Raw genomic sequence first — 22958 nt, forward strand, 5'->3', positions numbered from 1 at the left:
CAGTCACTTGTATGTAGGGAGCACATCGCCATGAGCCCTCAAGACCAACTGGTCGTTCCAGAGATCAAGACCCTTCCCATTCCCTCGGCCATTCTCGAAGAGATCGAGACGTTCGAGAACGAAGCGCTGAAGACCTTGGCAGGGGAGGTCTCCACCGACCTTTTTAAGCCCTTTCGGCTTCAGTACGGGATCTATGGCCAGCGGCAGCCCGGCGTGCAGATGGTGCGGATTAAGATTCCCTTCGGCGGGATATCGGCGAATCAACTGCGGCGTGTGGCCGAACTGGCCGACCGTTATGCCACAGCCGTCGGTCATGTGACGACGCGCCAGGACATTCAGATGCATTTCGTCGAATTGAAGGATGTGCCGACGATCATGCGCGGCCTTGCAGAAGTCGGGCTGACGACCCGCGAAGCCTGTGCGAACACCGTGCGGAACGTGACTGCCTGCCATCTGGCCGGAGTGTGCCAGGGGGAGGTGTTTGACGTCACTCCCTATGCCAAAACCGTCGCCTATCATCTGCTGCGCAACCCGCTGAATCAGAGTCTGCCGCGGAAATTCAAGATTGCCCTCTCCGGGTGCAAACAGGACTGTGCCCTCACGCCTATTCATGACGTGGGACTGTTGGCTGTGAAACGGGCTGACGGGGTCATTGGTTTTCGCATGGTCGCGGGCGGCGGGCTTGGTTCCGCCCCACGGATGGCCCAAGTCCTGCGCGAATTTACTCCGATGGAAGAACTGCTCCCGAGCATTGAAGCTGTCATCAAGGTGTTCGATACGCTGGGGAACCGGAAGAATCGCAATAAGGCCCGCATGAAATTCGTGATCGAAAAGCTCGGCTTCGAGGAATTCAAGCGGCGCTGGGAAGCGGCGTATGAATCGATGGGCTATCAACGCCCCTCGCACGAGCCGATCAAATTGCTGGCGTACCAGGACGAACCCACTCCGCTGATCATGCCGACCTGCAATGGGTCCGGAGCCCCGTCGGCGAACAGCAACGGGCATGCGAATGATATCGGGCACGAAACGCCGTTTCAGATGTGGAAGCGCACGAACGTGGTCAAGCAAAGACAGCCCGGCTATGTGACCGCTGCGATCAAGTTGTTCATGGGAGACCTTACATCCGAGCAAATGCTTTGCGTGGCCGATCTGGCAGAGCGCTACGCCAACGGGAACATCCGGACCACGATTAACCAGAACATGGTAATCCGGTGGATTCCCGAGACGCAGATCGAATCTCTTTATGCGGACCTTGCCGCGCATGGCCTGTCAGATCCAGGCGCCGAACTCGTCGAGGATATTATTGCCTGTCCCGGCACCGATACATGCGGCCTGGGCATTACCTCGTCCAAGGGCCTCGCGCGGGCGCTGGCCGAAGTATTCCCCGCCGGTCGTGTGCCCGAAGATTTGTCCGATGTCAGTGTGAAAATCAGCGGATGCCACAATTCCTGTGCGCAACACCATATCTCGACCATCGGACTCCATGGGGTCGGGAAACGGCTGGGCGACCACGTGGCGCCGCACTACGAGTTGCACCTTGGCGGGCAGATCGACGGCACGCCCAAGATCGGGCAGATGACGGTCAAGCTTCCGGCGAAGGCGGTCCCGGCGGCCCTGTCGCACCTCGTCGCGGTCTATCGGCGCGATCGGCTGCCGAATGAAAACCTGTCGGCCTTCATCGGCCGGGCCGGCAAGGTCAAACTGAAGGATGAGCTCATTCCGTACACTATTGTTCCTGCCTTTCAGGACGATCCCACCTTCTATTATGACTGGGAAGGTGAGGAGGAATTTATCCTCGAGGACCTGGGACCCGGCGAGTGCGCCGGCGGTGCGCTGGAAATGATCGAGAACGGCATCCTCGAAGCGGATCAGGAGCTATATCAGGCCAAACTGCTGGTGGAGAAGCATCAGTACTCCGTGTCGGTGAATAAGTCCTATCGCGCGGTGCTGGCGGCAGCCAAGGCGATGCTGGTCACGGAAGGGCTGGATCCCTCCACTGACTCGGAAATTTTCCTGGAGTTCGAGCAACGGCTGGCGACCAAAGGCGTGGTGCCGGCCATGTATCGGAATCTCGGGAAGCAGGTGGGGGATTTGGGGCCCAAAGACACCACAGCGCAATCCGCCCTGGCCAAGATGGAATTCGCGAAGGGATTCGTCGAGGCCTGCCGGGCCGCGACCGAACAGATGGGGAAAGATCTGAAGCTTGCGCCCGTGACGGAGGCGCCGGTTCCGGCGAAGGAAGCGGTTGTGCCGGCTACCCCCGTGCCGGCGGCGGTCGCTCCCACGGCTCCCGCACCCACCGGCGCGCCGGTCTATGACCTCCGCGGGGTGGCCTGTCCGTTGAACTATGTGAAGACCAAACTGAAACTTGAAATGATGGATGCCGGTGAGCAGTTGGAAGTGTGGCTGGATGCCGGCGAACCGATCAAGAACGTGCCGATGAGCCTGAAGAACGACGGGCACAAGGTGCTGCTGCAAGAGGCGCTGGAGCCGGAGGCGGCCCATTACCGCGTGCTGGTCGAAAAAGTCGAGGGCTAAGGGAGCGCACCGGGAAGATGAGCAATATCGGGAATTCAGACATGATCGCGGAGTTGAAACGGGTGAGCGACGCGTTCGAGTCAAAGCAGCCGCAAGACCTGTTGGCGGAAGCGATCAGGCGGTTTGCCCCGAAGATCGTCGTGGCCTGCAGCTTCGGCGCAGAGGATGTGGTGCTGGTCGATATGGTCCATCGCATCAATTCTGAGATCCCGCTCTTTTACCTGGATACGGACTTTCTCTTCCCCGAGACCTATGAGACACGCGATCGCATCGTCCGGCATTATGCGCTCAAGCCGGCGCAGGTCATTCAGGTGAAATCGCTGCTGACGCCGGAACAGCAGGCGGCTCAATACGGTCAGGCGCTCTGGTCCACGGAGCCGGATCGCTGCTGCCAGTTACGGAAAGTGGAGCCGCTCACGCGGGTCCTCAAAGGGTTCGATGCCTGGATCACCGGCATTCGTCGGGATCAGGCCCCGACCAGGGCCAACGCGGGGTTGATTGAGTGGGATAGCAAGTTCCAATTGGTGAAAGTGAATCCCTTGGCTCGCTGGACATGGGCCGATGTGTGGACCTACATCAAGGTATACGAAGTGCCCTACAATCCGTTGCACGACCACAACTATCCCAGCATCGGCTGTACGCACTGCACGGCTCCCGTCGCGCCGGGTGACGATCCCCGGGCAGGGCGCTGGAAAAATTTTACAAAAACGGAGTGCGGACTACACAAAACGTAACATGCCAATCCAAGACTACCTCGCAAAAATTGCTCAAGGGCCCAAGGCGTCAAAAGATTTGACGTGGGACGAGTCGAAGCAGGTGATGAAGCTCCTCATTGAGGGACAGGTGACCCAGGCCCAGATCGGGGCCTTTCTGATTGCCATGCGCTTCAAGATGGAATCGGTCACCGAGTTGGCGGCGTTCACCGCCGCCGCGCGTCAGTATGTGGCGCCTCTGTCGATTCCGAAGTCCCTGGCGCTGGTGGATGTGCCCACCTATGCCGGCAAGCAGGATACCTTTCATGCGCTCATTGCGGCGGCTGTTGTTGCCACGGCCGGCGGGGCGGCGGTCTTGATGCACGGCTACGATGGCATTCCGGGCCGTCCGGGGAGCGCCGGAGTCTTAAAGGCGCTGGGGGTTCCCATCGATCTCGAACCGAAAATGGCGGCAGAGGAATTGACGAAGAAAGGCTTCGCCTATCTCGACATCGGCCTCTACCATCCGCCGATCTACCGGTTTTTGGAAATGCGCCAGGAATTGGGTGTGCGCAACATGTTTCATCCCGTCGCGCGGCTGCTCAACCCGGGACGCGCGTCCGCGCAAGTGGTCGGGCTGTCCCATCCGCCGCATTTTGAAAAGACCGCCGAGGTGCTTCGCATGTTGGCCTGTCCGCGCGGGTTCGTGATCCGCGGGGTGGAGGGAGATCCCGAGTTATCCGGCGCGGCGGCGACCCGGGTGCTGGAATTGCGCGATGAGCGCATCACACCGCTGGGCATTGCCCCGAAGGATTTCGGCATGGGTTTGTGCTCATCCCGTGAAATGGCCGGGTTTCCTCCGGACCAGCGCGACAAGGAAGCGGATCTACTGCGGCGGTTGATCCAGAATCAGGTGCCGGGTGGACCAAAGGATTGGGTGCTCATGAATGCGGCGATGCTGCTCTATGCCGCCGGAAAGGGAACGTCGTTGACGGCTTGTTTGCCGATTGCCCGCGCGGCCCTCGAAGGGGGGGCGGCGGCGCGCAAGCTGGATGAGCTGGTGCAGGCGCCGCTTGCGGCAGGCAAGCGGGGATAAACGGAAAGGGTCGGCAGTCGTGAAACATCTTCGGCAATTGGAAGACCAAAGCGTCTACATTCTTCGAGAGGCCTACAAACACTTCGACAATCTGGCGATGCTCTGGTCGATGGGCAAGGACTCCACGGTCCTGCTCTGGCTCGCGCGCAAGGCGTTCTTCGGGCATGTGCCGTTTCCTCTGTTGCACGTCGACACAAGTTACAAGATTCCCGCCATGATCGAGTATCGCGACCGGCTGGCGCGCGAGTGGCGATTGGATCTCGTGGTGGGGCAGAACAAGGAAGCCCTGGCGGCCGGGATGAACCATACGATGGGCCGGGTGGCCTGTTGCACCGCGCTCAAGACGAACGGCCTCAAGCAGCTGATCGAGCAGAAGGGCTACACAGGGATCATTCTGGGGGTGCGGGCCGACGAAGAAGGCACCAGGGCCAAGGAACGGTATTTCTCTCCCCGCGACAAGCACGGCGACTGGGATTTTCGCGATCAGCCGCCCGAGCTCTGGGATCAGTATAAGACCACGTTCCCGCCCGGCACCCATATCCGTATCCATCCGCTGCTGGATTGGACCGAGATCAATATCTGGGAATACATCAAGTACGAGAACATTCCGTTCATCGATCTGTATCTCGACAAGGGGGACGGGACCCGCTATCGCAGCCTCGGGTGCGCCCCCTGCACCACCCCGATCAAATCGACGGCGAAGAGCGTGGACGACATCATCGACGAATTACGCCACACGACGGTGGCCGAGCGGGCAGGCCGCGCCCAGGACGAAGGGCGCGGAATGGAACTGTTGCGCAAAGACGGGTACATGTAGCCATGAACACTACTACTGCAGCCTCCAAACCGTCAGAGAATCTCAACATCGTCATTGTCGGACATGTGGATCATGGAAAGTCCACGCTGCTGGGCCGGCTCTATGCCGACACCGGCTCGCTGCCTGACGGCAAACTGGAAAAGGTGCAGGCGATCTGCCGCCAGCAAGGCAAGGAGTTCGAGTACGCGTTTCTGTTCGACGCCTTCCTCGAGGAGCAAGAACAAGGCATTACAATCGATACGGCGCGCACGTTCTTCATCTGGAAGGGGCGCCAGTACATCATCATCGACGCCCCGGGCCATAAAGAATTTCTCAAGAACATGATCTCCGGCGCGGCGCGGGCGGAGGCGGCACTCCTTCTGATCGACGCCCTTGAAGGGGTGAAAGAGCAGTCCAAGAAGCACGGGTATCTGCTCTCGTTGCTGGGCGTTCGCCAGTTCGCCGTGGTCGTGAACAAGATGGATCTCGTCGGGTATCGACAGGATGTATTCGATGGGATTGAAAAAGAATACCGGGAGTTTCTCGGGCAGTTCAAGGCGGTGCCCGAGCGGATCATTCCGGTCAGCGCCAAGATGGGCGACAACATCGCCAATCGCAGTGACAAGATGTCCTGGTACACCGGTCCGACGGTGCTGGACACCCTGAGTCTCTTTAAGAAAGAGGCAGCTCGTTCGGAGCAGCCCCTGCGGCTGCCCGTTCAAGATGTCTATAAGTTCGATGCCCGGCGAATCATTACCGGGCGTATCACCGCGGGCACGCTGAAGGTCGGCGACCAGCTGGTGTTTTCCCCCTCGAACAAGCGCGCCAATATCCGCTCTATTGAAGCCTTCAATATCGATCCGCCGCTCGCGGAATCGCATGCCGGCCAATCGGTCGGGATCACGCTTGACGAGCAGATCTTTGTGGAGCGCGGGGAAGTCGCCACGCATCCGGAGGCGCTGCCGCTGGTGTCTACGGCGTTCCGCGCCAATCTCTTCTGGCTTGGGAAGCGCCCGCTGGAGCGGGGCAGGAAGTATCAACTGCGTGTGGCCACCAAAGAAGTCGACTGCGAAGTGTCCGCCATTCACCGTATCATCGACACGATGGACCTGGCGCAACAGCAGGGAAGTGCGACCGTCAACAAGAATCAGGTGGCCGAGCTCACGTTGCGCACCAAGGCCCCGGTCGCCTTCGATCTTTCCGCCTCCTTCGAAGCCACGGGCCGTTTTGTGCTGGTCGATGAGTACGACATTGCCGGTGGCGGCATCGTCACGGAGCTGGTGCATGACGATCAGGAATTGCTCCGCGAGGAAGCCCGCCGCAGAGATTTTGCCTGGGTGAAGGGCGAGGTCGGCGTGGAAGACCGTGCCCAGCAGTACGGCCATCGTCCCGCGATCGTGCTCTTTACCGGAGGCCGGCACACGGGCAAATCCTTTCTCGCGAAAAGGCTGGAAACCCGTTTAGTCGCGGACGGACGCCATGCCTACTTGCTTGACGGTGAAAATCTTCGCCGCGGACTCGACGCCGACCTCACCGAGGAAGAGCGGGGCCAGACCGACGAGATGGCCCGGCGTTATGGGGAGGTGGCCCGTCTCTTGATCGACACGGGGTTGATCGTGGTGTCTACCACCAATCCGTTCGGTCTTGCGTATAAAGAGGCAGCCCAGGCCATCAGGACCCTTGTCCATCCGGCACCGGTGATCGCCGTGCATATGACGAAGACGAACGAAGAGCCGCCTCCGAACACCGATATCATTTTCAGCGGACCAACGGATTTTGATGAAGCCACGAGGCAGATCATGGAGGAGCTCAAGAAGCGGGGCGTGCTGGCCCAGGCCATCGGCGCCAAGCCGACCTTCCAATATTCGATCTAGCGGGAGTCCCAAGAAGGAGAGATCCCCGGGCGCTTCGCTTCCTGTGGATCCCCCCTTCCGGTTGCTTGGTTTGACTCCCCAGAAACCGCTGTGTTACGGTACCGTTTGATCAATTTGGCCTGCACAAAAGGGACGTATTATGGCTCCTGAAAAGGACCTGAAAGCCATCCTCGGCAAGCTCAAATATTCGGACGACGCCAAGGTCGTTCAGCAGATTACCGAGCAAACCAAGCAGGTACATGCCCGCATGGCGGGTATTAAGTACAAGATCGCCGTGATGAGCGGGAAGGGCGGCGTCGGCAAGAGCATGACGACCGTCAACCTGGCCCTGGCTTTTGCCCGTCAAGGGGCCAAGGTCGGATTACTGGATGTGGATTTGAACGGTCCCTGCGTGCCGCGCATGTTGGGTCTGCATGGCCAGTCTCTGACTATGACGCCGGAGGGCGCTATTCCTCCGGTTGGGCCATTGGGACTGAAAGTCGCCTCGATGGACTTCTTTCTCGGCGACGCGTCGCCGGTCCGGTGGAAGGGCCCGATGGACGTGAGCCCGGTCTGGCTTGGGCTCATGGAGATGAATGTCATTCGGGAGTTTCTCGCTGATGTGGTCTGGGGCGAACTGGATTATCTGCTGGCCGACCTGCCTCCTGGCGCTGCTGCCGATAAGCCGCCGGTCATTGCGGGATTTATCCCGGATTTGGCCGGTGCGATTGTGGTGACCACTCCATCGGAAGTGGCCTCCGACGTGGTGCAGAAGTCGGTCACGTATGCCCGTGATATGGGGATCAAGGTCCTCGGTATCGTGGAAAATATGAGCGAGTATCGCTGTCCGTCCTGCGGTGAAGTCAATGAGCTGTTTGAAGGCAATACCGAAGCGATGTGCGAGGCGCTCGATCTTCCGCTTCTGGGAAGGGTTCCGTTTGATCGAAAACTCGCCCGTACGTTTGACAAGGGCCAGCCGTTGCTTGACGAAACCTATCCGACTATTCAACGGTATCAGGAAATTGCCGGTCGTATCCGCACCTTGCTCGACTACAAGAAGGTGTTAGCGGATAAGCTGTAATGAGAGGGATGCGGGAGGAGTCACTATGAAATTTGTCTGTCTGAACTGCGAAACCTATATGAATTTTGAAAAGGTCGAGAAGCCCGGGGAAGGGTCGCTCGGCGTGTTCTTCGGCTGTCCGTCTTGCAATGCCAAGTTCTCCATGGTGACCAATCCCGGCGAAACGCAAATGGTCAGTTCGCTCGGCGTGAAACTGGGAGGCCGGACGGTTGCGGCCGAGCCGTTTGAAATGACCAGAGGGACCCTCAAGGATGAGGCGTTGGCCGGGGCCGGACAGATGGGCGCCTATTTGAATGAGAAGATTCAGGGCGGCCAACCGGTTGCCTCCGCTGCCGTTCCTACGGCCGCGAAGCCCGGCGAGAAAGCCAGCGGCGGCTGTCCCTTCTCCGCCATGGTCGCGGAAATGGGGCTGACGACCGGCGGTAAACCGGGCGCGACTGCTCCGTCTGCTTCGGAGTTCACCTGGACGGCCGACGCAAAAGAAAAACTCGACCGGTTGCCGGCTTTTGTGAAACCGATGGTGCAAAGCAGTGTCGAAGCCTATGCCAGGAAGAACGGGTTTACGTCCATCACGCTCCAAGTCATGGACGATTCGAAAAACGATTCGCCCAACGGGATGACCTGGTCTCGGGAGGCGGAGCAGCGGCTGGACAATATTCCCGACTTCATCAGGCCGATGGCCCGGAAAGAAATCGAGCGGTTGGCCAAAGAGCGCGGCGTGGCCACCATCACCGCGCAAGTTATGGATGACGCCAAAGATAAGTTCATGAAGTTTATGTAAGACGGTTATGGGCAACAGACAGCGGGCCTTCTCAAGGCCTATCCGGCCGGCCGGATGGGCCTTTCCTTTCCATATATTCCTTCAGCGATCAGGACAGCTGAGTCGAGTCTCCGCGTGGCTACGCGGCTTCTCGTGTGTGGCCGCGGTGGTCTTGTTGTGCGCCGGGCCGCTGGGCGCTCAGCACCATGAGCCGGGGCCAGACACTTCTGCTGAGACGGTACCCCATCACGGGCACGATCATGATTCGGCCCCTTCCTCCGATGGCTGGGAGGGATCGAAAGAAGGCGTCGCCTATTCCGAGTTTAATCACCATCTGGCAGGATTCTTCGTCCTTCTGATCGGTTTCTCGGAGTTGACTCCGGCTCTTCGGGTTGCCGCGGTCAGTTGGGCGAGGATGCTGTTGCCCGGGGCTCTTATTCTTATGGGGATCTTTCTCTTGATTTGGAGCGATCACCAGGCATGGCCGATCGGTTCCTTGAGTTTTGCGCAAACATTTGGCGGCCACGATCCTGAAATCCTTCAGCATAAGTTGTATGGGATCTTGTCGTTGGCCATCGGGCTCATCGAGATTTTTCGACGGCTCGGTCATGTCGTTCATGCCGGCTGGATGGTGCCGCTTCCCGCCTTCGCGATTCTCGGTGGGCTGATGTTGTTCGCCCATTCCCACGGAGCCCATCCCTCCGCACAGCAGATTGCTCTTGACCATGCGATCATGGGGACCATTGCCATCTCGGCCGGCGGGACAAGGCTCGTCTCTGCGTGGTTTGCCTCTCCCATTGGCTGGTTGCGCAGCAGAGGGGAAATCGCCTGGGCTCTGTGCATTCTCGCGATCGGTGTGCAACTCCTCTTATACTCCGAATAGTCTCGGGACCACCGGCCGCACCCGAGTCGATTGACACCCTCGAAAGCCCTATGCTAGGTCTAACGCATTGCGGCGACTGAGGCAGTGCGGTGATCTCTAATCAGCCGGATTGTCGCTGACTTAGAGGAGGAATCTTTATGGGTGGACATAGTCATTGGGCGACAATTAAGCGGCACAAAGGCGCGCAAGATGCCAAGCGCGGGAAGATTTTCACGCGCATTATCAGAGAGCTGACCATCGCATCCCGATCAGGCGGTGATCCGGACGGTAACCCTCGCCTACGGCTGGCCATTGCCAAGGCGAAGGAAGCCAATATGCCCGGCGATACGATGAAGAAGGCCATCCAGCGAGGCACAGGGGAACTTCCCGGTGTGACCTATGAAGAATTTGCGCTCGAAGGGTATGGGCCTGGCGGCACGGCCGTCCTGCTGGAGATCACCAGTGATAATCGTAACCGCACGGTCGCCGAAATCCGCAGTCTCTTTACCAAGAACCATGGCAATATGGCCGAAGCCGGTGCCGTGTCATGGCAGTTCCACAAGAAGGGCCTCATTACGATCGAGAAGGGAAAGGTGGACGAGGACACGCTCCTGACTCTGGCTCTTGATGCGGGTGCGGAAGATGTGAAAGTCGGCGAGAAAATGTTCGAGGTGGTCACTGACCCGCATGATTTTGAAGCCGTCAAGAAAGCGCTGACCGATGCCAAGATCGAATCGACGACGGCGGAAATCACCTTTATTCCCCAGAACACGGTCCATCTCGAAGAGAAAGCCGCTGAGCAAATGCTCAGGCTGATGGAAGTCATGGACGAGCACGACGATGTGCAGAAAGTCCATGCCAACTTCGACATTTCCGACGAAGTCATGGAGAAAGTCGCTGCGGCTGCTGCCGGGTAACCGGCGTTCTCATCGTTCACCGATTCAGGAGTCTCCACGACCGACGCATGATCGCCTTATTGACAGGCCGGTTGGCCTTTAAGGCGCCGACGCATCTGGCTCTTGATGTCCAGGGAGTCGGTTACGAAGTCTTTGTTCCCCTCAGTACCTTCTATAACCTCCCGGATCTCAACCAGACCGTTTCGCTGAGCATCCACACCCATGTCCGCGAGGATGCCATTCAGTTGTTTGGTTTCGTCACGCAACAGGAAAAAGACGCGTTCGTGTTGCTGACGACAGTCTCCGGAATCGGTCCCAAATCGGCCTTGGGAATACTCTCGGCCCTGCCCGTGTCAGACCTGGTTTCGGCGATTCAATCCGGCGACGTTGATAAGCTGGAAACGGTGCCGGGGGTGGGTAAAAAAACCGCCGGACGGATCGTCCTTGAACTCAAGGAGAAAGCGGCGAAGTTGCATCCCGCGATGGCGCTGACCTCAGAAGTCTCGCCCGCCGGACAGGATGCCATGTTTGACGATGCCCTCTCTGCATTGACGAACCTCGGGTATCGGGCACAGGATGCGAAAGAGGCGTTAAAGCGGGTGCGGCAGTCCAGGACAGAACCCGTCAGCTTGCAGGTTCTGATCCGTGAAACCTTGAAAGATCTGGCAAGGGGGTAGCTCATGACCGTGAACTCGTGGCGTGACGTGATCGTAACCGTGTTTTTCATGCTCAGCGCGTCGGTCGCATTCTCCCCTGATCTCTCTCTGGCTGATGACGCGCAAACAGAGCCGAAAAGCATCCGCAAGACGTGCGGGAAATGCCCCGAGGGCTATGCTATGACGGGCGTCACCGAGGCTCCGAGTATTTGCAAAGATGGGGATCCGATACTGGTCCAGTGCGTGCCGCTCGGCGCCAACTTGCTGCCCGTCTGCGGTTCCTGTCCGGAAGGGTACCGGGAAATCGGGAGTTCCTCGGTCCCGGCCCGTTGTGGAAATCAGGACGGCGGGCGCCTCTCCCAATGCCAGTTGGAACGAATGGAATCGAACTTTCCGGATTCGACAACCGGCGGAAAAATCTGTCCGCCCGATTGCGGGAGCACGGCGACGCCGGGGCGAGGGGCGTTGCCGCCCCCCCCGAACTATCAATATATTCCTCCCTCCGAAAAGAAATAATACCCCAGTGCGGGACCCAGGGACTATGAACGATCGAATCCTGAACGCCCAGTTGACCGACGACGAACGAAGCATCGAGCAGACGTTACGTCCGCAGACGCTTGACGAGTACATCGGCCAGGCGCGCATGAAAGAATCGCTCAGGATTTGCATCGAAGCCGCCACGCAGCGAGGCGAGACCCTCGACCATACGATTTTCTATGGCCCCCCGGGGCTTGGCAAAACCACCATCGCCCATATCATCGCCCGTGAAATGGGCGGGGCCTTGCGCGCCACCTCGGGCCTTGTGCTGGCGCATGCCGGGGATCTCGCGGCGATCCTCACGAATCTGCAGGAGCACGATGTGCTCTTTATCGATGAAATCCACCGGCTGCCCGCATCGGTGGAGGAGGCGCTGTATCCCGCGATGGAGGATTTCCAGCTCGATCTCGTCGTGGGGCAAGGGCCTGCTGCCAGAACCGTAAAACTCGATCTTCCTCGCTTTACGCTCGTCGGGGCGACGACCAAAGCCGGGGCCTTGACGTCGCCGCTGCGGGATCGCTTCGGGTTGGTCTATCGGCTTGAGTTTTATTCACCGGCGGAACTGCAAGTGATCGTTATGCGTTCGGCCGGGCTTCTCAATATTCCCATCGATCCGGAAGGCGCCCACGAAATCGCCTGCCGTGCCCGAGGCACACCGCGGATCGTCAATCGACTCATCAAGCGGGTCCGTGACTTTGCCCAGGTGAAAGCCGAAGGCCGGATCACGCAAGCCGTGGCTCACCAGGCCTTGGCCTGGCTCGGGGTGGATTCGGCGGGCTTTGACGAGATGGATCGCAAAATCCTTCTCACCATCATCGAGAAATTCGGAGGAGGGCCGGTCGGGGTCGAATCCCTGGCAGCGGCGGTGCAAGAGGATCGCAGCACCCTCGAAGATGTGCACGAACCCTATCTGATTCAAGCCGGCTACCTCGATCGTACGGGGCGCGGCCGGCAAGTCACCAAAGCGGCTTTTGAGCATTTCAACAAGCCAACGAACCAGCTGTTCTAGCGACTGAAGCTCGACGACCGGGCGCCTTTCCGTGGTCGCCGCCAAGGTTACACCTAGTTCCTGGGCCATTCCCCCTTTCATGAAATCCCGTCCCATGGCCTTTCCTCAGCCCTCCGACTTGTCGCGAGAGCTTCGCGGGGAGTGAGTTTATAAAGAGGACGCAAGTCCTTGACAGACCTTGAGTCTCCTTGCATTACCTGACTCGGTTCCTGTATGATTCAACGCTTGCTCGCACTCGTTCCGCCTCTGGACGATCGTCCAACTCATGAGGCGAGAGTGGAGGGGGTTTGTTCATGCCTGGTGACCTTTCCGATTACCGGAAAGAGATTGACCGTATCGACGATGAAATTCTCCGTCTGCTCAACGAGCGGTCGAAGAGTGTTATCGAGATCGGTAGGATCAAGAAAGAGAAGGATGCGGAGGCGAACCTCCATACCCCGGCCCGCGAAGCTGCGATCATCGAGCGTTTAGTCAACCAGAATACAGGTCCGTTTCCTTCTGAGGCCATCCGTCCCGTGTACCGGGAAATCATGTCGGCCTCGCTCTCGCTGGAAGGCCCGCAGAAAGTGGCCTATCTGGGGCCCCGCGCAACGTTTACCCATATGGCCTGCATGCAGAAGTTCGGATCGTCGGCCCAGTACATTCCGGTCCACAGCATCAAGGAAGTGTTCAACGAAGTGGAGCGGGGGCGCGCGCATTTCGGCGTCGTGCCGATCGAGAATACGACTGAAGGCGTCGTCAATCATACGCTCGATATGTTTGTGGACTCGAATCTCCTGATTTATGGCGAGGTGCTGCAGGAAGTCTCGCACCATCTCATGTCCAAGTCAGGGGTGGCGGAAGAGGTCAAGAAGATTTGCTCGCACCCTCATGCCATTGCCCAATGCCGCAACTGGCTCGAAACCAATATGCCGCGCGTTCAAGTGTCAGAAGTGGCCAGCACGGCGCGCGCGGCTGAGATGTGCCTGGAGGATCCCTCCATTGCCGCCATTGCTTCGGAACTGGCTTCCCAGCTCTACGGTCTCAAGGTGATCAAGGCGCGGATTGAAGACAATCTCAACAACTTCACCCGTTTCCTCGTGCTGTCGCAAAAGCCGCCCCAGCGCACCGGCAAAGACAAGACTTCATTGATGCTGTCGATCAAAGACAAGGTCGGTGCCCTCTATGACCTTCTCAGGCCCTTTGCATCGCACGGGATCAGCATGACGAAGATCGAGTCGCGTCCGTCCCGGCGCAAGGCGTGGGAATACATTTTCTTTGTGGACGTTGAAGGCCACGTGGAAGAAGAGCGTGTGAAGAGGGCCATTGAAGAGATTAAGGGCCGGTGCCTCTTTATGAAGATCCTGGGTTCCTACCCTGCGCACAGTTAGCCCTATGGCACTTCGAATTCATCCAGACATTGCCTCGCTCCATCCCTATGTTCCGGGCAAGCCGATCGAAGAGCTGCAACGGGAGATGGGGCTGGCGCGGGTCATCAAGTTGGCGTCGAACGAAAACCCGCTGGGACCATCGCCCAAAGCGTTGGCCGGTCTTGCCGGGGGGCATGAAAGCCTGCATCGGTATCCGGACGGAGGCGCCTATCGGTTGCGCCAGGCATTGGCGGATCGATGGAAGGTCACCCTCGATCATATTATCCTCGGCAATGGATCCGACGAAATTCTTGGTCTGCTCGCGCGGACCTTCCTTGCGCCGGGCGACGAAGCGGTGATGGCCGACCAGACCTTCGTCATCTATAAGATGGAAGTGACGGCAGCCCACGGTAAGGCGGTGATCGTCCCGTTGATCGACTGGACCCACGATCTTGACGGCATGGCGAAGGCGATCACTCCCAAAACGAGACTCGTCTTTCTCTGCAACCCCAACAACCCCACGGGGACCATGGTCTCAGCCGATGCCGTCGCCCGGTTCATGACGCAGGTGCCGGAGGATGTGATCGTGGTCTTTGATGAAGCGTATTTCGAGTACGTACGCGATCCGCACTTCCCGGACAGCCTGCAGTATGTGACGCAGGGACGGAACGCGGTTGTGCTGAGAACGTTTTCGAAGATCTACGGGTTGGCCGGACTGCGGATCGGCTACGGGATCACGACACCGGAGATCACCAATTGCCTGAATCGGGTCCGCCCGCCCTTCAACGCCAACACGCTCGCGCAGCGCGCGGCTCTGGCGGCGCTGGGCGATGATGACCATGTAGCGAAGAGTCGGGCGGTGAATGCCGCCGGCATGCAGCAGATGGAGAGCGGGTTGCGGGGGCTCGGGTTTACGGCCATCCCCAGCCAGGCCAATTTTCTGTACTTTGACGTCAAGCGGGACGGCCGGGGCATATTCGACGCCTTGCTTCGCGAGGGCGTCATCGTGCGGCATATCGAAGGCACCATGCTGCGCGTGACCATCGGGCAGCCGGATGAGAATGACGCATTTCTATGCGCCTTGCAAAGAGTCTTGCGGTCGTAGGGGAGGCAGGGAGAGGCTACCATGATCATCGTCTTGAAACCCGAGGCGACGGAACGGGAAGTCGATCGCATCATCGATCGCTTGCGTGAATTGGGCCTGAAGTCACAGCTCTCCACGGGGCAAGAGCGGACGATCATCGGGGTCATCGGAGACGACCGGATTCTCCAGAACCAGCCGTTGACGGCGCTTCCCGGCGTCGAGAGCGTGCTGCCGATCCTGGCGCCGTGGAAGCTGGTGAGCCGGGAGTTCAAGCGGGAAGGCACCATCATCGACGTCGGCGGCGTGAAAATCGGCGGGAACAAACTCGTGATCATGGCGGGCCCCTGTGCCGTGGAGCGTCTGGAATTGACGGTCGGGATCGCGCACGAGGTCAAAGCGGCCGGGGCGTCGATCCTCCGCGGCGGGGCCTACAAGCCGCGCACGTCCCCCTATTCGTTTCAGGGACTTGGTCGTGAAGGCCTCGACTACTTGTTGGAAGCGAAGAAGCAGACGGGCCTGCCGGTGGTCAGCGAGATTCTCGACACGCGGGACATCGAACTTTTTCTCGAGAAGGCCGACATCATTCAGATCGGCGCCCGCAATATGCAGAACTTTGAACTCTTGAAAGAAGTCGGTGCGTACGACAAACCGGTGTTGCTCAAGCGGGGCCTCTCCGCGACGATCAAAGAATTTCTGCTCTCGGCGGAGTACGTCATGTCGCGGGGCAATCGCAACGTGATGCTCTGCGAGCGCGGCATTCGCACGTTTGAAACCCAATATCGCAACACCCTGGATCTCGCGGCGATCCCGACGCTGAAAGAACTGTCGCATCTTCCGGTGATCGTGGATCCCAGCCATGCGACCGGTAAATGGAATCTCGTCGCCCCCATGTCGAAAGCGGCCGTGGCCGCGGGAGCCGACGGGTTGCTCATCGAAGTGCATTCCAATCCGGAATGCGCCCTCTGCGACGGAGAAGAGTCGATCAGGCCGTCGAAGTTCAAAGAACTGATGCAGGATTTGCGGAAGATTGGGGCTGCCGTGGGGCGCGAGGTCTAGGAGTTGATCGAGCGAGCATGACCGTTCACTTCACACAGGTTGCTATCATCGGAGTCGGGCTCATCGGCGGATCGCTGGGCATGATCCTGCGCCGCAAGGGGCTGGCCGATCAGGTGGTCGGGGTGGGGCGGCGGGTTGAAAATCTCAAGACGGCCGTCGAACTGGGTGCCATCGATCGCTATGTCGCCGACGCGAAAGAAGGAGTGCGAGGCGCGGATCTCGTCATCCTGGCGACGCCGGTCGATACCTACGATCGACACCTGAAGGAGTGGGCCTCCTGTCTCTCCCCCGGTGCCATCGTGAGCGATGTCGGGAGTGTCAAAGGTGCACTGGTTGAACAGTCGGAGGCGAGTCTGCCGTCGGGCGTGCATTTTGTCGGCGCGCATCCCATCGCAGGGAAGGAAAAAACCGGCGTGGCGGCAGGGACGGATCAGCTCTTTAAGGGCGCACGCTGCATTCTGACGCCCACCTCCAAAACCGATGCTCAGGCGTTGGAACGGGTGCGGGCTTTGTGGCAGGAGACGGGCTCGGTCGTCTTGACGATGGATCCCCGCCTGCACGATCAGATTCTGGGCGCTGTCAGCCATTTGCCCCATGTCGCGGCCTTTGCGCTTATCACGGCGTTGGCGGATTTGCGTGACCGTGAAATCGCCTCCCTCGATTTGGCCGTCCATTCCGGAGGGGGATTGCGGGATACGACGAGGATTGCCGCGAGTTCGCCGGAAATGTGGAGGGATATCTTTCTGTGGAACCGCGACAACGTGGTGCACTTCATCGACGCGTATCAGCAGGCGCTTCAGGACCTCAAGCGCCTGATTCAATCCGGGGATGCAGCGGGTATCGAGAAGGCGCTGGAACGGGCAAAAGACGAACGGGACAAACTCAACCCTCGTTCAGCTGTGTCGGCATGAGATCGCTATGGCATCGTTAACTGTCACACCAGGACGCGCGCTTTCCGGGGCCATCACGGTTCCCGGCGATAAGTCGATCACGCATCGCGCGATTATTTTGACGTCGCTTGCCGAAGGGGAGAGCCGGCTGTCCAGTTACTCCCGCGGGGAAGATTGTCTGAACACGATGCGCGCGTTTCAGGCGCTGGGCATTCGGATTGAGGAACAGCCCGATGTCCTTCACGTCCATGGGAAAGGCTTCTGGGGGTTGCAGGAGGCGGGTGCTCCGATCGATTGCGGGAATTCCGGAACCGGGACAAGGTTGCTGACCGGCCTGCTGGCCGGACAGGATTTTTTTACGATCCTCACCGGCGACGAATCGATTCGCCGCCGGCCTATGGGGCGTGTCGTGAAGCCGTTGCGGGAGATGGGCGCGATCATCGCCGGCCGCAAGGGCGGTGAATTGGCGCCCTTGGCGATTACCGGGACCCGCTTGCATGGGATTGACTATACATCGCCGGTTGCCAGCGCACAGGTCAAGTCCTCGCTGCTCTTTGCGGGCCTGTTCGCCGACGGTGTGACCAGATTTCGGGAGCCCCGGTTGTCGCGCGATCATACGGAGCGGATGTTTCAGTTTTTCGGGATTTCTTTGCGGCAGGAGGCGGACACCTTGGTCTTGCAAGGCCGTCCGTCGGTAGGGTGGACCGGACGAGACATTGTGATTCCCGGTGATTTCTCCGCCGCCGCATTTTTTCTGGTCGGGGCGACGATCGTGCCCGGTTCGGATGTCACGATCCGCAATGTCGGCATTAATCCGACGAGGACCGGGCTGCTCGACGTGCTGACGGCCATGGGGGCGAAGATCCAGATCCTCAACCGGCGGGATCAAGCCGGTGAACCGGTTGCGGATTTGCGTGTGACGTCCGCATCGTTGAAAGGTGTAGCGGTCGGTCCTGAGCGGATCCCTCAAACCATCGATGAATTTCCGATCCTCTGTGTGGCCGCGGCGGTGGCCGAGGGTGAGACGACGATCTCCGGGGCGGAAGAATTGCGGGTGAAGGAAAGCGATCGCATTGCGACGATGAGCGCCGAACTGCGGGCCATGGGGGCACAGATTACGGAGAAGCCCGACGGCATGGTGATTCGCGGGCTGGGGCGCGCGGGGCAGAACGGTCATCTGAACGGCACCACCCAGGGCCGGAGTCATGGCGATCATCGTGTGGCGATGTCGTTGGCCATCGGCGGGTTGACTGCCGCGACGCCCACCAGCATCGAGGACACGGGCTGCGTCGATACCTCATTCCCTCACTTCGATCGAACCTTGGCCGCATTGTTGACCGGAGGGGCGTGAGGACTATAATGCGGTGGCGTTCCGGCATCGGGATGGAAGGACGGGCGTGTGATTATCGCCATTGATGGACCAGCCGGAGTCGGCAAAAGCACCGTGGCCAAGCTGCTGGCTGCCCGCCTGGGCTATCTCTATCTCGATACGGGGGCATTATACCGGGCGGTGGCATGGCACATCCTGCGTCATGGGATTGATCCGGCCGATCGGGAACAGGTTGCCGCCTCGCTTCCGACCCTGTCGATTCAAATGTTGTTTCAGAACGGGGCGATGCGCGTATTGGTGAACGACGCTGACGTCACCGGCGAGCTGCGCACGCCGGAAGTAACGGCCGCGGCATCGGTGGTGTCGGCCATTCCCGCAGTCAGAGAATGGCTCCTGCCGGTCCAGCAGCAAATCGGACAGCGCGGGTCAGTCGTCGCCGAAGGCCGTGACATCGGCACCAGGATTTTCCCCTCGGCGCCGGTGAAATTTTTTCTGGAGGCCGATGCGACGGTGCGGGCCGAGCGCCGCCATCGAGAACTCGTTGCGGCGGGACATGGCGGTCCGATGGAGAAAACGTATCAGGATCTTTCCGGACGTGACGAACGGGATCGGAATCGCGTCGTGGCGCCGCTCGTGCCGGCCGCCGACGCGCGCCTGATCGATACGTCCTTATTGCAGATCGACGAGGTGGTGGAGCAGATGCTGGCGGTGGTGGCAGCCGCATCGTGAGCGGGTTCGTTTACGGAATCCTCTGGGTCCTGGCCCGGACGATTGCGAGGCTGTTGTTTCGGTATCGGATCGAAGGAGAATTGCCCAGGACCGGCGGTGTGCTGGTTGCCGCCAACCACGCCAGCTATGTGGATATCCCGCTGCTGGGATGCGGCATGAAACGGCGGGCGTGGTATCTGGGCCGCAGCGATCTGTTTCCCGTTCCTGTGCTGAACGGAATTTTGCAGTCCCTGGGCTGGATTCCCCTCCGGTTAGGCCGGCTGGATCGTGAGGCTTTCGGGAAAGCCATCAGCCTGATTCAGGCTGGCAAGGTGGTCGTGATTTTTCCTGAGGGGGGCCGGACTCTTGACGGCCACCTCAGGCAGCCGAAATCCGGCATCGGGATCATCGTCTCGCAGACCGGTTGCCCCGTGGTTCCGGCCTATCTCAAGGGGACGTTCGATGTGTTGCCGACCGGGGCCAAGTGGCTGCGCTTTCGCCCAGTGACCGTCAAATTGGGAGCTCCGTTGGTATTTGAAAAGGGGCATCCCAAAGAACACGATAAGGCAGACGCGAAACGATTTTATCAACTGGTCAGCCGCACGGTGATCACACAGATCGCCGCTCTCGGGAATGTCCCTCCTCCGATGGTGGGACACGAGGGCGATCCGGTTTTACCGGAGCGGCCGACTGCCGACGCTCGCAACGCTGAGTGAGCGCGGCTTCTTCACCCTCAGCACCCGGCGAAAGCCGGAGGATTAGGATCCGCCCATGAGCACCGCACCGACAGGAAGTGACGCACAATTGGATCGCGCCGCATTGGCCGCCCTCTATGAGGAGACTTTCCGGAACCTCGAAGAAGGCACGATTACCGAAGGCCGTGTGGTCGCCATGACGAAAGACAAAGTCGTGGTGGACATCGGCTACAAGTCCGAGGGGATGATCCCCAGCGATCAGTTCTCTCCCGACGATCTCCAGAACCTGAAGGTCGGGGATCGGCTCCAGGTGTATATCGAAGAATGTGAAGACGCAGACGGCAATCTCGTTCTTTCCAAAGAAAAAGCCGACAAGATGAAGATCTGGGAAGAACTGGAAAAGCTGTACAAGGATGAAAAGAGCATCGACGGGAAAATCATTTCGCGCATCAAGGGCGGCATGATGGTCGATATCGGCGTGAAGGCGTTCCTGCCCGGTTCACAGATCGATCTCCATCCGGTCCGGGATTTGGACGGCCTCGTCGGCAAGACGTTCCCCTTGAAGATCATCAAGATCAACCATCGCCGCGGCAACGTCGTGGTGTCGCGCCGTGTGCTGCTCGAAGAAACCCGTGACAAGAAGCGGCAGACCACGCTGGCCAATCTGAAGGAAGGGCAGCTGATTCAGGGCATGGTCAAGAACATCACCGATTACGGCGCGTTCATCGATCTCGGGGGCATCGACGGGTTGCTCCACATCACCGATATGTCGTGGGGTCGTGTCGGCCATCCCTCTGAAATGTTCACGGTGGGCGATCGCGTCGAAGTCACCGTGCTGAAGTACGATCGGGAGACCGGCCGCATTTCCTTGGGCTTGAAGCAGAAGAGCGCGGATCCCTGGACCAACGTCGCAGGAAAGTATCCGATCGGCACCCGCGTGCGCGGCCGGGTCGTGAGCCTCACGGACTACGGGGCCTTTATCGAGCTTGAGCCGGGCGTCGAGGGCCTGGTCCACGTCTCTGAAATGTCCTGGACCCATGAAGTACGGCATCCGTCGCGCGTTGTGGCGGTCGGCGATCAGGTTGAGGCGGCGGTGTTGAATGTGGACCCTGCCAGCCGGAAAATTTCGTTGGGCATGAAGCAGACGGCCCCCAACCCCTGGGACATGATCGAGAGCAAGTATCCGATCGGCACCAAGATCGAGGGCAAGGTGAAGAGCCTGACCGATTTCGGCGCCTTCATCGGGCTGGAAGAGGGCATTGACGGTTTGATCCATATCTCGGACATGTCCTGGACGAAGCACATCAAGCATCCGTCCGAATTGTTCAAGAAGGGGCAGAAGGTCGAGGCCGTGGTGCTGCGTATCGACAAGGAGAAAGAGCGGCTTTCTCTGGGCTATAAGCAGCTGGCCCGCGATCCCTGGGACGATGAGATTCCCGCCCGCTATCATGTCGGGGACTCGGTGACCGGCAAGGTCAGCAAGATTGCCGATTTCGGGATCTTCATCGAACTCGAAGGCGGGGTCGAAGGACTGATCCATGTCAGCGAGGCCGGGCTCGAAGGATCGGCCAAGCTTGAAGAAAAGTTCAAGCTGCAGGATGATGTGACGGCCAAGATCATCAAGGTCGATCGTGAAGAACGGAAAATTGCGCTCAGCTTGCGGGAGCATCAGGCGGATTCCGATCGCCGTCAGGTGGATGAGTACCATGCCTCCCAGGGCGGCCTGGACCAGAGCCTTGGGCGGGCTGCCAAGCAGAGCCGGAAGAAGTCCCAGTCAGACGACTAATCACGGAGGCGCGGGCCTTGAAAGTGCTCTGTGTGATGCAACATGGCTGACGAGCATGTAGAACGCAGTCCCCGACGACGCCCGTTTCGCACCTTTTTGCTGGTGGCGGGCGTCGGCCTGGGATTGCTGCTCTTGATCAATATCTTCTTCCCCGATGTCGATTTTTCCGGCGAGGACCGGATTGCGCTGATTCGTGTCGAGGGGGTCATCCTGGATTCGCAGGCGACCATCGAAGAACTGAAGCGGTTCAGCGAAAACCCCACAGTCAAGGCGATTGTGTTGCGCATCGATAGTCCCGGCGGCGGGGTCGTGCCGTCGCAGGAAATTTATGATGCGGTGCGCCGGGTCCGAAACAAAAGCAGCAAAGTGGTTATTACGTCCATGGGCAGTGTGGCGGCCTCGGGCGGCTACTATATTGCTGCGGCGACGGATCGGATCGTGGCCAATCCGGGGACGCTGACCGGCAGCATCGGGGTGATCATGGAGATGGCCAACGTGGAGGGCCTGCTCCAGAAGATCGGGGTCGAAGGGGTCGTCGTCAAGAGCGGAAAATATAAGGATGTGGGATCTCCGCTCAGGAAAATGAGCGACGAAGAGCGAGGCCTTCTGCAAACCGTGATGGACGATGTCCACAAGCAATTCATCGAGGCGGTGGCCGAAGGACGGGCACTGGAGGTCGGCGACGTTCAGGCGCTCGCGGACGGACGGATCTTTACGGGCCGTCAGGCGAAAGAGGCCAAGCTTGTCGATGAACTCGGGGACTTGGAAGACGCTATTCAGCTTGCGGCCGACGTCGTGGGCATCGAGGGAGAGCCCAAAGTGGTGGAGCCGCGGCGCCGGTTTTCGGTCCGCGAGTTGCTGGAATCCAGACTGTCGGCGATGTTGCCCAAGTTGGATTTTCATTCCGGCGTGAATCTGAAGTATCTGATGGCCTATTAGTAGCGGGGCGCGGCATCCACGCGCGAGGCATCCGTCCATCAACGGTGCGAAAGGGGATCGGACATGACGAAGGCGCAGATCATCGAGCAGGTTTCCGAGAAAGTGACCACGCTGACGAAACGGCAGGCCGAGGTCGTGGTCAATACGATTTTCGACTGTATCCGGGATTCGCTCAAGAACGGCGACAAGACCGAGATTCGCGGGTTCGGCAGTTTCCGGCTCCGCGCGCGACGGATGAAAGAGGGCCGCAATCCCAAGACCGGCGCCACGGTCGCGGTGCCGGCCAAGCGGGTTCCGTTTTTTAAAGCGGGCAAAGAACTCAAAGAGCTCTTGAATCAGTAACCA

General features: G+C 59.4%; 21 protein-coding genes and 1 pseudogene. All 22 read left to right on the forward strand.

Annotated features, from left to right (window positions below):
• Nucleotides 1–30: 30 nt before the first annotated feature.
• Nucleotides 31–2538, forward strand: a complete 2508-nt coding sequence (locus ACO9S2_RS09025) for a sulfurtransferase TusA family protein (RefSeq protein WP_423721670.1) — start codon at nt 31–33, stop codon at nt 2536–2538.
• Between the two features lie 17 nt (nt 2539–2555).
• Nucleotides 2556–3272, forward strand: coding sequence for a phosphoadenylyl-sulfate reductase (locus ACO9S2_RS09030; RefSeq protein WP_423721671.1), 717 nt, complete (start codon nt 2556–2558; stop codon nt 3270–3272).
• Between the two features lies 1 nt (nt 3273).
• Nucleotides 3274–4326, forward strand: coding sequence for an anthranilate phosphoribosyltransferase (locus tag ACO9S2_RS09035; protein WP_423721673.1), 1053 nt, complete (start codon nt 3274–3276; stop codon nt 4324–4326).
• A 19-nt stretch (nt 4327–4345) separates the two neighbouring features.
• Nucleotides 4346–5143 (forward strand): sulfate adenylyltransferase subunit CysD, encoded by a 798-nt coding sequence (gene cysD, locus ACO9S2_RS09040; RefSeq protein ID WP_423721674.1) that lies wholly within the window; start codon nt 4346–4348, stop codon nt 5141–5143.
• Between the two features lie 2 nt (nt 5144–5145).
• Nucleotides 5146–6996 carry a GTP-binding protein gene (locus ACO9S2_RS09045; protein ID WP_423721675.1) on the forward strand — a complete coding sequence of 617 codons (1851 nt, stop codon included), beginning with the start codon at nt 5146–5148 and terminating at the stop codon, nt 6994–6996.
• A 139-nt stretch (nt 6997–7135) separates the two neighbouring features.
• On the forward strand, nt 7136–8056 hold the full coding sequence (locus ACO9S2_RS09050; RefSeq protein WP_423721676.1) for an Mrp/NBP35 family ATP-binding protein: 921 nt from the start codon (nt 7136–7138) through the stop codon (nt 8054–8056).
• A gap of 25 nt (nt 8057–8081) precedes the next feature.
• A complete protein-coding gene (locus tag ACO9S2_RS09055) occupies nt 8082–8837 on the forward strand; it encodes a PCP reductase family protein (RefSeq protein WP_423721677.1) in 756 nt (251 codons plus the stop codon).
• A 136-nt stretch (nt 8838–8973) separates the two neighbouring features.
• Nucleotides 8974–9699 carry a hypothetical protein gene (locus ACO9S2_RS09060; RefSeq protein ID WP_423721678.1) on the forward strand — a complete coding sequence of 242 codons (726 nt, stop codon included), beginning with the start codon at nt 8974–8976 and terminating at the stop codon, nt 9697–9699.
• 137 nt (nt 9700–9836) lie between these two features.
• Nucleotides 9837–10595: a YebC/PmpR family DNA-binding transcriptional regulator gene (locus ACO9S2_RS09065; protein WP_423721679.1), complete on the forward strand. Its 759-nt coding sequence runs from the start codon at nt 9837–9839 to the stop codon at nt 10593–10595.
• 47 nt (nt 10596–10642) lie between these two features.
• Nucleotides 10643–11251, forward strand: coding sequence for a Holliday junction branch migration protein RuvA (ruvA, locus tag ACO9S2_RS09070; protein ID WP_423721680.1), 609 nt, complete (start codon nt 10643–10645; stop codon nt 11249–11251).
• A 3-nt stretch (nt 11252–11254) separates the two neighbouring features.
• On the forward strand, nt 11255–11746 hold the full coding sequence (locus tag ACO9S2_RS09075) for a hypothetical protein (protein WP_423721681.1): 492 nt from the start codon (nt 11255–11257) through the stop codon (nt 11744–11746).
• A gap of 25 nt (nt 11747–11771) precedes the next feature.
• On the forward strand, nt 11772–12776 hold the full coding sequence (ruvB, locus tag ACO9S2_RS09080) for a Holliday junction branch migration DNA helicase RuvB (RefSeq protein ID WP_423721682.1): 1005 nt from the start codon (nt 11772–11774) through the stop codon (nt 12774–12776).
• A gap of 293 nt (nt 12777–13069) precedes the next feature.
• Nucleotides 13070–14146 carry a prephenate dehydratase gene (gene pheA, locus ACO9S2_RS09085; RefSeq protein ID WP_423721683.1) on the forward strand — a complete coding sequence of 359 codons (1077 nt, stop codon included), beginning with the start codon at nt 13070–13072 and terminating at the stop codon, nt 14144–14146.
• A gap of 4 nt (nt 14147–14150) precedes the next feature.
• Entirely contained in the window at nt 14151–15230 is a 1080-nt protein-coding gene (gene hisC / locus ACO9S2_RS09090) for a histidinol-phosphate transaminase (RefSeq protein ID WP_423721684.1), read from the forward strand.
• Nucleotides 15231–15251: 21 nt separating this feature from the next.
• Nucleotides 15252–16265, forward strand: coding sequence for a 3-deoxy-7-phosphoheptulonate synthase (gene aroF / locus ACO9S2_RS09095; protein ID WP_423721685.1), 1014 nt, complete (start codon nt 15252–15254; stop codon nt 16263–16265).
• 17 nt (nt 16266–16282) lie between these two features.
• Nucleotides 16283–17176: a prephenate dehydrogenase gene (locus ACO9S2_RS09100; protein WP_423721686.1), complete on the forward strand. Its 894-nt coding sequence runs from the start codon at nt 16283–16285 to the stop codon at nt 17174–17176.
• 7 nt (nt 17177–17183) lie between these two features.
• The gene (gene aroA, locus ACO9S2_RS09105; protein ID WP_423721687.1) at nt 17184–18506 is read left to right on the forward strand and encodes a 3-phosphoshikimate 1-carboxyvinyltransferase; all 1323 of its coding nucleotides are present in this window, start codon (nt 17184–17186) and stop codon (nt 18504–18506) included.
• Nucleotides 18507–18554: 48 nt separating this feature from the next.
• The gene (gene cmk, locus ACO9S2_RS09110; RefSeq protein ID WP_423721688.1) at nt 18555–19214 is read left to right on the forward strand and encodes a (d)CMP kinase; all 660 of its coding nucleotides are present in this window, start codon (nt 18555–18557) and stop codon (nt 19212–19214) included.
• Nucleotides 19211–19909: a lysophospholipid acyltransferase family protein gene (locus ACO9S2_RS09115; RefSeq protein WP_423721689.1), complete on the forward strand. Its 699-nt coding sequence runs from the start codon at nt 19211–19213 to the stop codon at nt 19907–19909. Before cmk ends, ACO9S2_RS09115 begins: the two co-directional genes overlap by 4 nt.
• A 55-nt stretch (nt 19910–19964) precedes the next feature.
• Nucleotides 19965–21674, forward strand: coding sequence for a 30S ribosomal protein S1 (locus ACO9S2_RS09120; protein WP_423721690.1), 1710 nt, complete (start codon nt 19965–19967; stop codon nt 21672–21674).
• Nucleotides 21675–21716: 42 nt separating this feature from the next.
• Nucleotides 21717–22613 carry a signal peptide peptidase SppA gene (sppA, locus tag ACO9S2_RS09125; protein WP_423721691.1) on the forward strand — a complete coding sequence of 299 codons (897 nt, stop codon included), beginning with the start codon at nt 21717–21719 and terminating at the stop codon, nt 22611–22613.
• Nucleotides 22614–22649: 36 nt separating this feature from the next.
• Nucleotides 22650–22955: pseudogene (locus tag ACO9S2_RS09130) on the forward strand (HU family DNA-binding protein); the annotation flags it as partial.
• Between the last annotated feature and the right edge of the window lie 3 nt (nt 22956–22958).

The organism is Nitrospira sp. NS4, from assembly GCF_049546785.1.
Classification (GTDB): Bacteria; Nitrospirota; Nitrospiria; order Nitrospirales; family Nitrospiraceae; genus Nitrospira_D.